The sequence below is a fragment of the Cutibacterium nasicola genome (genome assembly GCF_052654715.2).
In genome coordinates this window covers 1153123-1165740 of the sequence record NZ_CP199745.2, presented here as the reverse complement: position 1 = coordinate 1165740, position 12618 = coordinate 1153123, and the positions used below count along the sequence as shown (strand labels likewise).

The 12618-nt window shown below is 62.7% G+C and carries 10 protein-coding genes; 5 read left to right on the top strand and 5 right to left on the bottom strand.

All coding sequences use genetic code 11. From position 1 onward, the window contains the following. Nucleotides 1-19 precede the first annotated feature (19 nt). Entirely contained in the window at nt 20-478 is a 459-nt protein-coding gene (gene mce / locus ACUCCZ_RS05360) for a methylmalonyl-CoA epimerase (RefSeq protein ID WP_435916590.1), read from the bottom strand. Nucleotides 479-729: 251 nt separating this feature from the next. On the opposite strand from mce, the gene ACUCCZ_RS05355 reads away from it, so the two are divergent. Together ACUCCZ_RS05355 and ACUCCZ_RS05350 are read left to right on the top strand one after the other, a co-directional pair. After that, complete coding sequence (locus ACUCCZ_RS05355; protein ID WP_435916589.1) at nt 730-882, top strand: hypothetical protein; 153 nt, start codon at nt 730-732, stop codon at nt 880-882. 2 nt (nt 883-884) lie between these two features. Next, nucleotides 885-1412 carry a PH domain-containing protein gene (locus tag ACUCCZ_RS05350; RefSeq protein ID WP_435916588.1) on the top strand — a complete coding sequence of 176 codons (528 nt, stop codon included), beginning with the start codon at nt 885-887 and terminating at the stop codon, nt 1410-1412. 90 nt (nt 1413-1502) lie between these two features. Here the strand turns inward: ACUCCZ_RS05350 and pgm are convergent, their stop codons facing one another. Then, nucleotides 1503-3134 (bottom strand): phosphoglucomutase (alpha-D-glucose-1,6-bisphosphate-dependent), encoded by a 1632-nt coding sequence (gene pgm, locus ACUCCZ_RS05345; protein WP_435916587.1) that lies wholly within the window; start codon nt 3132-3134, stop codon nt 1503-1505. Nucleotides 3135-3244: 110 nt separating this feature from the next. Between pgm and ACUCCZ_RS05340 the strand changes: the two genes are divergently transcribed. The 3 genes from ACUCCZ_RS05340 to ACUCCZ_RS05330 all read left to right on the top strand — a co-directional run bounded on the left by ACUCCZ_RS05340 (nt 3245) and on the right by ACUCCZ_RS05330 (nt 7537). Beyond that, nucleotides 3245-4183 (top strand): tetratricopeptide repeat protein, encoded by a 939-nt coding sequence (locus ACUCCZ_RS05340; RefSeq protein ID WP_435916586.1) that lies wholly within the window; start codon nt 3245-3247, stop codon nt 4181-4183. Nucleotides 4184-4298: 115 nt separating this feature from the next. Beyond that, nucleotides 4299-5033, top strand: coding sequence for an HAD family hydrolase (locus tag ACUCCZ_RS05335; RefSeq protein WP_435916585.1), 735 nt, complete (start codon nt 4299-4301; stop codon nt 5031-5033). After that, a complete protein-coding gene (locus ACUCCZ_RS05330; RefSeq protein ID WP_435916584.1) occupies nt 5030-7537 on the top strand; it encodes a glycoside hydrolase family 65 protein in 2508 nt (835 codons plus the stop codon). Before ACUCCZ_RS05335 ends, ACUCCZ_RS05330 begins: the two co-directional genes overlap by 4 nt. A 104-nt stretch (nt 7538-7641) precedes the next feature. Here ACUCCZ_RS05330 and ACUCCZ_RS05325 read toward each other — a convergent pair whose 3' ends face one another. From ACUCCZ_RS05325 to glgB, 3 genes are all read right to left on the bottom strand, one after another. Then, nucleotides 7642-9720, bottom strand: coding sequence for a glucose PTS transporter subunit IIA (locus tag ACUCCZ_RS05325; RefSeq protein ID WP_435916583.1), 2079 nt, complete (start codon nt 9718-9720; stop codon nt 7642-7644). A 94-nt stretch (nt 9721-9814) separates the two neighbouring features. Continuing rightward, the gene (locus ACUCCZ_RS05320; protein ID WP_435916582.1) at nt 9815-10609 is read right to left on the bottom strand and encodes an NUDIX hydrolase; all 795 of its coding nucleotides are present in this window, start codon (nt 10607-10609) and stop codon (nt 9815-9817) included. 22 nt (nt 10610-10631) lie between these two features. Beyond that, nucleotides 10632-12566: a 1,4-alpha-glucan branching protein GlgB gene (gene glgB / locus ACUCCZ_RS05315; RefSeq protein WP_435916581.1), complete on the bottom strand. Its 1935-nt coding sequence runs from the start codon at nt 12564-12566 to the stop codon at nt 10632-10634. Between the last annotated feature and the right edge of the window lie 52 nt (nt 12567-12618).

Below are 12618 nucleotides of genomic sequence, written 5' to 3'. Positions count from 1 at the left end.
TCACCTCAACGGTGTGACATCAGTCGTTGTACGGCATGCCACCGGCCGGGGGCTCGGTGACCTCGACGAGAATGCCACCGGTGTACTTCGGGTGAAGGAAGATGACTCGGGAGCCCGCGGTTCCGATGGAGGGCTCGCCAATGAAGACGGCACCGCGCTCCTTCAGAGTGGCGATGGTCTTGTCCAGGTCGTAGGTGCGGTAACACACCTGCTGGATCATGTTCTTGTTCTTGGAAATGTATTTTCCGATGGTGCTGTCCTCGCCGAGGGGGGCAAGCAGCTGGACGACGGTGCTCTCCTTGCCGCGCTCGCCGGTGGCGATCATCGCCTCCTCAACGCCGTGGCCTTCGTTCTTCTCACGAAGGAGGACATGGAAGCCAAGGACGTCGCAGTGGTACTTGATGGCCTCGTCCATGTCCTTGACGGCGAAACCGACGTGGTCGATGCACGCAAAGGGATCATTGTTGAAGTTCTCCATGTCTCAATCCTTGCACTGCTGGCCAAGCCGGAGTCAGCCGGGGTGGGTATTCGCCGTGAGATTGACCGATCTTTTCCGGGGGCGTCCCTGGGGCGCGGTGCGAGGTACTGACCACACTGTTGGATCCTGAGGATGTGGGATCTGTTCGGCGTTGCGAGTGGTGCGGAGGAGAAATTTCGGTCAAGAATGGTCTCGAAGTGCCCCCTGAGCCCTTCCCCGGGCCACGTGCCGAGCAAGGAGCCTTAGTGAACGTGAAGAAGACCATCCACACGATCGTCGTCGTGTTCCTCGTTGTGTTCTGCTTGTACTACGTCTTCACGGATCCGGATGGCACTGCTCGCGTCATTCGTGGCTTCTTCAGTGGCCTCTTCGGGTTCATCAGGGCACTGGGCGGGCAGTCCTGACCTTGCCCGACGTCATCCGTCGTTTCGTGGATCCCGATGTTGATCGCCACCTGCTGATCAGCGAGGGGGAGTTCGTCATTGACGAGGTTCCCAAGCACTGGATCGTACTGGTGGCCCCGACCATCGCCATGGCGTTGGCGACACTGCTGTTCATCTCGATGGTCTTCGCGCAGCGGTGGTGGGGCATCCCCTTCGTGATGGGAATCGCGCTGGCAACCTGGGGAGCCTTGCGCTTCCACCTGGATCACATGGACCGCTTCGTCATCACCAACATGCGGGTGTTCCGTGTCCATGGCATCTTCGACCAGCACCTGGCGACGATGCCCATGACTCGTATCCTCGACATCTCGGTCGAGCAGCCGTTCCTCGGTCGTCTGCTCGGCTATGGCCATTTCATCTTCGAGTCGGCGGCTCAGGACCAGGGCCTGCGAGAGATCGACTACGTCGGGCACCCCGAGGATCGCGACCTGACGATCCAGCGCGTCATTCAGGTGGCCGGTTTGCGGACGAACCTGGCGTGTCCCAAGTGATCCTGTCGAACGCGACATCGTGGTGGAGATGACATCGCCCCGACCGCTGGAATGCGGGCGGGGCGATGCAGTGCTCATGGCGTTGATGCGTCAGCCTTGCAGGGCCTTGTCGACGATCTCGCGGGCCTCCGCTTGCACAGCAGCCAGGTGGTCGGCGTCACGCAGGGACTCGGCGTAGATCTTGTACTTGTCCTCGGTGCCCGACGGACGGGCAGCGAACCAGGCGTTCCCGGTGATGACCTTGATGCCACCGATGGGAGCACCATTACCCGGGGCCTTGGTGAGTATCTGCTCGATCTTCTCGCCAGCGATGGCGTCGGCGGACACGTCGTCGGGGGAGAGGGCTTTGAGGCGGGCCTTCTGCTCTCGGTTGGCATCGGCGTCGACACGGGCGTAGTAGGACTTGCCGAAGCGGCTCTCCAGATCGACGTAGTGCTCTGAGGGAGAACGGCCGGTGACGGCCTTGATCTCGCTGGCGAGCAGGGCCAAGAGGATGCCGTCCTTGTCGGTGGTCCAGGTCTGGCCGTCGAGGTCGAGGAAGGAGGCTCCAGCCGACTCCTCGCCACCGAATCCAAGATCCCCACGCATCAGGCCGGGCACAAACCACTTGAAGCCGACCGGCACCTCGACGAGGCGACGCCCGAGATCAGTAGCCACCTTGTCGATGAGGGAGGAGCTCACCAAGGTCTTGCCGATGCCGGTGTCCGGCCCCCACCCTGGACGATGGGCAAAGAGGTAGCCGATCGCCACAGCCAGGTAGGCATTGGGGTTCATGAGACCGGCGTCAGGGGTGACGATGCCGTGACGGTCGGAATCAGCGTCGTTACCGGTGGCAATGTCGTAGGCATCCTTGCTGGCGATGAGGGAGGCCATCGCGGACGGCGAGGAGCAGTCCATCCGGATCTTGCCGTCGGTGTCCAGAGTCATGAACCGCCAGGTCGGATCGACCTTGGGGTTGACGACGGTGAGGTCAATGCCGAGGTGATCGGCGATGTACTCCCAGTACTGCACCGAGGCGCCGCCCAGCGGATCCGCGCCGATGTGCACGCCGGCCTGGTCAATGGCGTCGAGGTCGACAGCATTACGTAGGTCGTCGCAGTAGGCGCTGCGATAGTCGTAACGGGATACCTCGTCGCGCACCCGTTCGTACGGCGTGCGCCTAATACCCGACGGATCGGCGAGAAGCTCGTTGGCGCGGTCGGCGATCCAGCCGGTGGCATCGGTGTCAGCCGGGCCACCATGCGGTGGGTTGTACTTGAAGCCGCCGTCGCGAGGCGGATTGTGTGAGGGAGTGACGACGATGCCGTCAGCCTGGCGCCCCTCGCTCAGACGGTTGTGGACGATGATGGCTCGCGAGACCGCCGGGGTCGGGGTCCACTCGTCGTCCTGCTCGGCAACGACCTCGACGCCGTTGGCACGTAGCACCTCGATGGCAGTGGTCCACGCGGGCATGGACAGGGCGTGGGTGTCCCTACCGATGAACAACGGACCGGCGATGCCCTGGGACGCACGGTACTCGACGATTGCCTGGGTCGTGGCGGCGATGTGGGCGTCGTTGAAGGCACCGTCCAAGGAGGAGCCGCGGTGACCTGAGGTGCCGAAAACAACCATCTGGTCCGGGTTGGAGGGGTCGGGAGTGATGTCGTGGTAGGCCGACAGGACAGCATCGACATCGATGAGATCAGATTCCTGGGCAGGTTTCCCAGCACGTTCATGAGCCATAGGGCCATTGTCTCACCGAGCGGCGCGCTGCGGCAGGCCGCCGTGGGGAATCAGGGAGTTCGCCACTGGTCGTCACCAGTGCGGGGGTGGATCACAGAGGGTCTGATTGAATGGGGGACATGTCTTCTGACTCGATTCATCGTCATGATGCCGTCGATCTGTCGGGGCTGGCAGCCGCAGTCGGTTCCTCCGACTCTGCTGCCGGATCCGCGCCAGCTGGTTCGGGAACCACCAGGACCTGGGTGGTCGAGGGCACCGAGGAGAATTTCAACTCGCTGCTCCAGAAGTCGGTGCAGCACCCGGTGTTGGTGGAGTTCACGACACCGAAGGCCCATGGTGCTGAACAGATGTCGCAGGTGCTGCGTCGAGTCACCGACGAGGCCGCAGGCAAGTGGTTGCTGGTGCACGTCGACATCGACGCCCAGCCCCGATTGGCCCAGAGCGTGGGTGTTCAGGCCGTTCCGATGCTCATTGCGGTCATCGGTGGCAAGCTGGCACCGCTGGCCCAGGGCACGATCGACGAACAGCAGTTTCGTGAGATCACCGAACAGGTGACTCAGGCCGCAACTGCTGGTGCCATGGTAGGTCGCGCGGAGCCGGTGACGGTCCAGACGAGCGGTGAGGAAGTCGTTGGGCCTGATCCGCGCACGGTCGAGGCCGAGGAGCTCATGGAGGCCGGGAAGTTCGACGAGGCTGTCGCAGCTTATGACGCCGTGCTGGCCAAGGAGCCCAACGATCCCGTCCTCATCGCGGGGCGTCATGGGGCGGCGCTGTTGGGAAGGTTGGACGGCAAGGATCCCGCTGCCCTGCTCACCGCTGCCCAGCAGAATCCCAACGACGTCAAGGCACAGCTGGCGGCTGCCGACGTCGAGCTCATGGGCGGACGGAACGCTGACGCCTTCAACCGGATCATCCAGGTGGTGCGCACCACTGATGATGAGGAGCGCGAAGCCGCTCGGACTCGCTTGCTGGAGCTCTTTGCCATAGTCGGACAGTCCGATCCTGACGTGGCAGCCGCGCGCCGTTCGCTGGCAGCGGCATTGTTCTGATCCTCGTCGCCAGACGTGTTGACGGCCTGGGAATACGTTCCCGGGCCGTGAGCACGTGGTGACACGTAGCCCCAATCCTGCTGGACGTGTCGCCATCGACCAATAGCATGGGATCATGGACTCGACCCCCTTCGACGAGAAGTTCCATGCCGTTTTGTTCGACCTTGACGGCGTCCTCACCCCTACCGCGCTGATTCACATGCGTGCCTGGGGGGAGATGTTCAACGAGGAGCTGGCCCGACACGGGGCCCAGGACCCCTACACCGATGAGGACTACTTCGCCTACGTCGACGGCAAGCCTCGGTACGACGGGGTGCGTGACTTCCTTGCCAGCCGCGGCATCACCCTCCCGGAGGGGGATCCCTCCGATGGTCCCGATGCTGAGACGATCTGCGGGTTGGGAAACCGGAAGAATGACCTGTTCAACACGGTGCTGGTCCGAGACGGCATCCAGCCCTATCCGGGGTCTCGCCGTTGGGTGGACCTGCTGCACGAACGGGGCGTGACGATGGCTGTGGTGTCCTCGTCGCGCAATGCCGCTGCAGTGCTCGGGGCAGCCGGTATGAGCAAGGATTTCCCGGTGCTGGTCGATGGCAACCGATCGAAGAAGGAGAACCTGCCTGGAAAGCCCGCACCTGAGACCTACCTGCGTGGAGCTGATCTACTTGGTGTACCCGCGGATCAATGCGTTGTCGTCGAGGATGCGGTCTCGGGGGTGCGCGCTGGTGCGGCTGGCGGATTTGGAATGGTGCTCGGCGTCAATCGTGGCGTGGGGGCTGACCGGCTACGCGAAGCTGGTGCTGACCGAGTGGTCGATGACCTGGACGAGATGGTTGAGGAGATGGCATGACGCGAGTGGGCGCCGACCCGATGGATCGATGGCGCTTTCCTGACGATCCATGGGCGATCGTCGAGACGTCACCGAGCACCGATGACCTGGGGACGACCGAGACCCTGTTCTCGGTCGGTAACGGTTATCTAGGCATGCGCGGTAATCCGCCCGAAGGACGTGACTCCTTCAGCCATGGCACCTACATCAACGGATTCCATGAGATCTGGGACATTCATCACGCCGAGAATGCTTACGGTTTTGCGCGCACCGGGCAGACGATCGTCAATGTCCCTGACGCCAAACTCATGAAGCTTTACGTTGACGACGAGCCGTTGTTGCTCAGCGTCAACGAGATTCGGTCGTACAAGCGCTGGATCGACTTCCGCGAAGGGGTGGTCCGTCGCGAACTGGTGTGGCGGACCCCGGCGGGCAAGCTGGTGCGGGTGGCGACGTCTCGCATGGTGTCCTTCACCCACCGTCACATGGCTCTCATGAGCATCGAGGTGACGATGCTCGAGGGAGACGCTCCCATTGTCATCAGTTCCCAGATCCTCAATCGTGAGGACGGCATGGATGAGTATCATGCTGAGAACTCGGGGAAGACCGACGATCCTCGTCAGGCCCGCAAATTCGCAGACGAGGTGCTCGTTGCGGAGAAGGACTGGCACTCGGACCGGCGGATGATCCTGGGGTTCCACACGGCCAGGTCCGAGATGACCCTGGCGGTGGGCGCTGACCATGAGATCACCACCGACAACGAGTACGTCTCCCTCATCGACACCGAGCCCGGGTGCGGCAAGCGGGTGTATCGCATCGAGGCCACCCAAGGTCGTCCCATCCGAGTGGACAAGGCCGTCGCCTACCACTCCTCGCGAGGGGCGCCGGTACACGAACTGTTCGACCGTGTTCGTCGCAGTCTCGATCGAGTCCGCGAGCAGGGACATGGGGTGTACTACGACGAGCAACGAGAGTGGCTTGACGACTACTGGGCAACGGCAGACGTCGAGGTTGGAGGCGCACCGGCCGGTATTCAGCAGGCGGTGCGGTGGAATCTCTTCCAGATCGCCCAGGCCTCGGCCCGCGCTGATCAGCTCGGCATCCCTGCCAAGGGGGTGACCGGGTCCGGTTACGAGGGCCAGTACTTCTGGGACACCGAGGTCTACGTCATCCCGATGTTGACCTACACCCATCCGCGAATCGCTGAGAATGCCTTGCGATTTCGCGTCAACACCCTTCCGCAGGCCAGACGACGAGCCGAAGAATTGTCCGAGCGGGGAGCCCTCTTTCCATGGCGGACGATCACCGGCGAGGAAGCGTCAGCCTATTACGCGGCAGGAACCGCTCAGTACCACATCAATGCCGATATCGTTCACGCGATCATGAACCACGCTCGTGCCACGGGGGACAAGACCTTCCTGTTCCGCGATGCCGCACCTGTTCTCGTCGAAACGGCGCGGATGTGGGCAGATCTGGGCTTCTGGCGGATCAACGGAGGCCGGGAATTCCACATCCATGGGGTGACCGGGCCTGACGAGTACACCACGGTCGTCAACAACAACCTCTACACCAACGTCATGGCACGGGCGAACCTCATTGACGCCGCCAGCGTCATGAGGCGGATGAGGGACGAGGACCCGCTGTGGTACGAGCACCTGTGCTCCGAACTGGATCTCACCGAGGACGAGGTCGGCGGATGGGAGGAGTGCGCCGCAGGAATGGTCATCCCCTTCGATGACACCTTCGGCATCCATCCTCAGGACGACCAATTCCTCTCGCGGGAACTGTGGGACCTCAAGAACACCCCCGATGACAAGCACCCGCTCCTGCTGCATTACCACCCGCTGGTGATCTACCGGTTCCAGGTACTCAAGCAGGCTGACGTCGTGCTGGCCCTGTTCCTGCAGGGCGACCAATTCACCCAAGCGGTCAAGCTCGCTGACTTCGAGTACTACGACCCCATCACGACCGGTGACTCGAGCCTCTCGGCAGTGGTCCAGTCGGTGATGGCGGCTGAGGTGGGCCACCAGGAGATGGCCATGGAATATTTCCTTGACGCTCTCTACTGCGACCTGGCCGACACCCACCACAACGCCTCGGATGGTGTGCACGTTGCATCGACCGGTGGTGTGTGGGGTTGCTTGGTCCATGGATTCGTGGGCATGCGCAATGACCGGGAGAACCTGCGTTTCGATCCGCGTCTGCCGGCCCAGTGGACGTCCATCAAGCACCACATGCTCATCGGCGACTCGCACATGCTGGTGAAGCTGGAACGTGACGCGCTCACTCTCCAAGTTTTGTCGGGACATGACCGCGAGGTGACGGTACGCGGGCAGCTGTACCACATCGGCACCGAGTCGGTTCGAGTCCCGCTGAGCGACCAGGGCCCGTTGCGTCCCAGTCTGCGTGGAACGCACCCGATCTCGGGATTGCGGCGTGCAGATGGTTCCCTCGTTACGGCGGAAGTTCCTGGAAGCATCGCTGAGAAGATCGCCGCCTCCTCAATACCGCCCTCGTGGGAGTGACGGTCTGACAAATGCAACGAAAGAGGAGGCCGGCACCATGATGGCGTCGACCTCCTCCTTCGTGCGGTAGGAGTGGCCGAGTCTGGGACCCGGTCGTCCCCGGCTCACTTCACGACGGTGATGACCGGGGTGCTCGTGGTGACGTCATCGGCAGGAATGCCGGTGACGTTGGAGTAGTCGAACCCATTAGTCACCAACACCGGGGTGATCTTCGAGTAACCAGCCTCGTCGATGATCGCCGGGTCGAAGACGACCAGGGGTTGACCGGCGCTGACGTGGTCGCCGGCCTTGACCTTGACGTCGAATCCCTTGCCGCCCAGCTCGACAGTGTCGATACCGACATGGATGAGCAGCTCGACGCCTGAGTCCAGCTTGAGTCCGAAGGCGTGACCGGAGTCGGGAGCGGTGACGACGGTGGCGTCGGCAGGGCAGACGACCATGTTGTCACTGGGCTCGATGGCGATACCGTCACCGACGACGCCGGTGGAGAAGACCGGGTCGGGGATCTGGGAGATCGCAACCGCACGTCCCCTGAGAGGGGAGGTGATGGTGACGGCTTCGGAAGTGACCTCAGCGGCCGTCGGGGCCTCGACTCCCTCGACCGTGGCGGTCTCGGTCTCCGGCTTGGTGGCAACCGCGGTGACGGTCGCTGCGGCGTCAGCGGCAGTCGGCTCGGCCTTGCTACCCTGGATCTCGTCGGCATCCTTGGCCTCAGCACGATGAGCTTTGGCAGCAGCCTTCTCGTCGTCGTCACGGTAGTCGCGCACGATGACCAGGGCCATGGCGGTGATGAAGGAGGCCGCGATGGCGACGGCGTACAGACCGATGTTGTCGAAGGCCGGGATCGTCAGCAGGGAGGTGAAGACGAAGGCCGGGGTGTGCAGGCCGCCGCCGACACCAATGATGACGCCACCGACGAGGCAGCCGACCAGCATGGACGGGTAGATCTTCTTGTACCGCAGATGGATGCCGTAGAGGCTGGGTTCGGAGATACCACCGAGCAGACCTGCCGCCAGGGCACCGGTCGCGGTCTGGCGCATCGTCACGTCCTTGTCACGGATGGACAGGAAGAGGACGCCGGCGGTGGCACCGAAGCAGGCGAAGTTCCAGGCACCCATCGGGCCCTGGATGTAGTCGTAGCCCAAGGTCTGGATGTTGAGCAGCATGACGGCATTGAGCGGCCAGTGCAGGCCCAGCGGAACCATGAACGGGTAGAGCAGCGGGATGAGGACGGCGAAGATGAAGGGGGAGACGTCGTTGACCGCCTTGAGTCCGTTGGCCAGACCAGCGCCGGCGTAGACACCGATGGGGCCGATGAGGAACGCCGTCAGAGGGATCATGATGAGCATGGTCAGGAAGGGCACGAAGATCATCTGGACATTGGGGGAGATGACCTTCTTGAGCCACTTGTACAACGGAGCCAGAATGGCCGCCATGATGAGGGGTGGGAAGACCTGGGAGCCGTAGTCGAAGATCGTCAGTGGCAGGCCGAAGATGTCGACGACGTTGATCTTGAATCCGCCTGGAGTCAGAGTGTGAGCGGCCTTGCCGAGCTCCGCGAATCCCGGGAGCATGACGACGGCCATGACGGAGAATCCAACCCACGGGTCGGCATTGAGCTTCTTGGTGGCGTTGTAGGCGACCAACAAGGGCAAGAAGTAGAAGACACACTGCCACGCCAGGTTCACGAACTGCCAGCTCGGGGGCAGGGAGACGCGAGAATCGGCCCAGTTGCCGATGACGCCCATGGAACCCATGAGGGCCATGAAGGTGATGAACAGTGAGGCGCCGAGCAGGGCGCCCATGATTGGACGGAAGGAGTCCGACAGGTACTCGAACAGGTTGTCGAGCCACGAGAACTTGCCGCGTGGGCCCTTGGAGCGATGTGCGGCCTTGAGGTCCGCATCGGACTGCTTGTCGTTGCCGGAGCCGAGGCTCTGCATACCCGGCAGGTTCATGATGTCGTTGTAGACGGTGCCGACGGCGCCGCCGATGACGACCTGGTAACGGTTGCCTGACTGGGGCACGGCGCCCATGACGCCGGGGATTTTCTCCACCTCAGCCTTGTCGACGGCTGAGGAATCACGAAGCTGGAACCGCAGACGGGTTGCGCAGTGGGTCAGGCCGACGATGTTGTCGGGGCCGCCCACCACGTCCACGATCTGGGACGCAGTTGATGACATGTAGGTGGTCCTCCTGTGTGTTCAGTCATCCTGTTCTCAGGACGACGAAGTAGCATAACCACCAGGGCTGAACGTTCGTTCACCGACCCCAGGGTTACAACGAAAACCCGTTCTCGGTGGCATGTGGAGTGCAACCTGCGAGTATCGCCGCGATACGTCGGGCCGACAACTCGGTGACGTGCTCGCCGACGTCAGCGGGATCCACCCAGTGCAGATGGCTGATCTCGCCGTCAGCAGGATTCATGAGGGCAGCCAGCGACGAGTCGACCATACCAGCGTCATAGATGAACTCGATGGCGTCAGACCATCCCAGGACAGGTGGCATCCAGTCGATGAGGATCGGCGTGGCAGGGATGTCGAGGGTGACCCCCAGCTCCTCACGGCACTCCCGAACCGCGCCGGCGTGAGGAGATTCCACCGGTTCGACGACACCACCGGGGAGCTCCCAGTCAGGCTTGTACGTCGTCTCGCACATGAGGACCCGCCCGACTCCGTCGCGGATCAGGACATGGGAGATGACCCGTTTGGTGGGCAGCACCGAATCGAGCATGCCGGTGTAACCGGTCCGGGTGTAGATCTCGTCGGCGGCCAGCCGGGAGTAGACGAATTCGTCCGCCCAGTCGTCTCCTCGGCTGCGAGCCTGACGCAGCCGTCCCTCACGCCGGTACCCGGCCCGGTGCAGGGCATGGATGACCTCTCCGTCGTCGATGGCCACTCGGGCCTCCAGACGGCGCACCTCGTGACCAACAATGGCGTCGTCGGAGGCCAACGAGATGGCTCGCGTCAGACCTTCTGGATATGGTGGATCGTCGAGCAGCAAGCGGCCACAGTCGCCGACCACCTCGACCTGAATCCGAAAATCCTCGAGATCGGACTCGTCATCAACCACGAACACTCCTCCTTGGTCAGTGTCACTGCATTCCCGGGTCGCCGGGACGGGCAGCAGTCGCCGAGGGATCGTGGCGCAGCCACACCGAGCCCATCGGGGGGACGCACACCGTGGCGACGGCCGGGAAGCGATCGGGAACCGGAAGCGCAGTGGCCACGACCTGGCCGAGGTTTCCAAATTCTCCCGTCCCGTCATACTCCAAGGAATCGGTGTTGAGGATTTCGGTCCACACACCCTCCTTGGGCATCCCGACGCGGTAGTCGGTCTGCGGGTTGGGGGAGAAGTTCGTGAAGCAGGCGATCGTCGAGCCGTCCTCGCTGCGGCGCAGCCAGGAGAGCAGGTTGTTGCCGGCGTCGTCGGCGTTGATCCACTCGAATCCGCGCGGATCGCTGTCGAGCTGCCACAGGGCGGTGTTCTTCTTGTAGACCTTGTTGAGATCACGGAAGAGGCGCTTGAGTCCACCGTGACCCCACAGATCGGCGACGAACCACTCCAGGCTGACGGACTCGTCGAACTCGTGGCGCTGGCCGAACTCCTGACCCATGAAGATGAGCTGCTTTCCCGGGAAGGACCACATGAAGGAGTAGAAGGCTCGCAGGGACGCGAACTGCTGCCAGTCGTCCCCGGGGATCTTGTTGATCATGGATCCCTTGCCGTGAACGACTTCGTCGTGGCTGATGGGCAGAATGAAGTTCTCCGAGTACTGGTACACCATGGCGAAGCTCATGTCGCCGTGGTGGTACTGACGATGGAACGGGTTGAGCTCCATGTAGCGCAGGGAGTCGTTCATCCAACCCATGTTCCACTTGAACCCAAATCCCAGGCCGCCGTGGTCGACTGGCTTGGTGACGCCGGGGAAGCTGGTCGATTCCTCGGCGATCATGAGGATGCCGGGGTGGCGCGAATACAGGTGCGTATTCACGTAACGCAGGAAGTCGATGGCCTCCAGGTTCTCGCGGCCTCCGTACTTGTTGGGCACCCACTGACCATCCTCGCGGGAGTAGTCCAGATACAGCATCGAGGCGACGGCGTCGACGCGCAGACCGTCCACGTGGAATTCACTGATCCAGTACAGCGCATTGGAGACGAGGAACGACTTCACCTCGTTGCGACCGTAGTTGAAGACATAGGTGCCCCAGTCCATGTGCTCGCCTTGACGCGGATCGGCGTGCTCGTAAAGGGCGGTGCCGTCGAAGCGTCCCAGGGCCCAGTCGTCCTTGGGGAAGTGTCCCGGAACCCAGTCCATGATGACGCCGATACCGGCCTGATGGAACTTGTCGATGAGGTAACGCAGGTCGTCGGGGGAACCGTAACGACTGGTCGGCGCGAAGTACCCGGTGACCTGGTAACCCCAGGACGGGGCGAAGGGGTGCTCGGCCAGCGGCATGAACTCCACGTGGGTGTAGCCCTGCCACATCACGTAGTTGACCAGTTCGTCAGCCAGCTGGCGGTAGTTCAGTCCGTGGCGCCATCCGCCCAGGTGGACCTCGTAGATGCTCATCGGCTCGACGTGGGCATGGGAGGCTTCACGGTGGGCGATCCACTCGTCATCGTTCCACTCGTAGTGAGTCTCGGTGACGATCGAGGCGTTCTGAGGGGCCTGTTCGCAACAGCGGGCCATCGGGTCAACCTTCTCGTGCCAGTTGCCCCACTGGTCCTGGATGCGGAACTTGTAGAGGGTTCCCTCGCCCACTCCCTCGACGAAGAGGCCCCAGACCCCGGATCCCGGGATGAGACGCATCGGGTCGCCGGTCCACCAGTTGAAGTTCGCGATGACCTCGACGGCCTGCGCGTTGGGTGCCCAGACGGCAAAGCGGGTTCCGGTGATGAGGCCGCGCTCGTCGTCATCAATGGTGACGATGTGGGAGCCAAGCCTCTTCCACACCTCTGTGTCCCCACCGGAGTGGAACCCCTCGAGGTCCCAACCGGTGAGTCCTCCGAACTCATCGTGAGCCATGTCGTCCTCCTGGCATGTCGTGGGTGCGGGTATGGCCGTCGGGTCGGTGACT

Excerpts from the sequence above, each read along its gene's own strand:
- mce (WP_435916590.1), bottom strand. The coding sequence starts at position 478 with ATGGAGAACTTCAACAATGATCCCTTTGCGTGCATCGACCACGTCGGT.
- pgm (WP_435916587.1), bottom strand. The coding sequence starts at position 3,134 with ATGGCTCATGAACGTGCTGGGAAACCTGCCCAGGAATCTGATCTCATC.
- ACUCCZ_RS05340 (WP_435916586.1), top strand. The coding sequence starts at position 3,245 with ATGGGGGACATGTCTTCTGACTCGATTCATCGTCATGATGCCGTCGAT.
- ACUCCZ_RS05335 (WP_435916585.1), top strand. The coding sequence starts at position 4,299 with ATGGACTCGACCCCCTTCGACGAGAAGTTCCATGCCGTTTTGTTCGAC.
- ACUCCZ_RS05330 (WP_435916584.1), top strand. The coding sequence starts at position 5,030 with ATGACGCGAGTGGGCGCCGACCCGATGGATCGATGGCGCTTTCCTGAC.
- ACUCCZ_RS05325 (WP_435916583.1), bottom strand. The coding sequence starts at position 9,720 with ATGTCATCAACTGCGTCCCAGATCGTGGACGTGGTGGGCGGCCCCGAC.
- glgB (WP_435916581.1), bottom strand. The coding sequence starts at position 12,566 with ATGGCTCACGATGAGTTCGGAGGACTCACCGGTTGGGACCTCGAGGGG.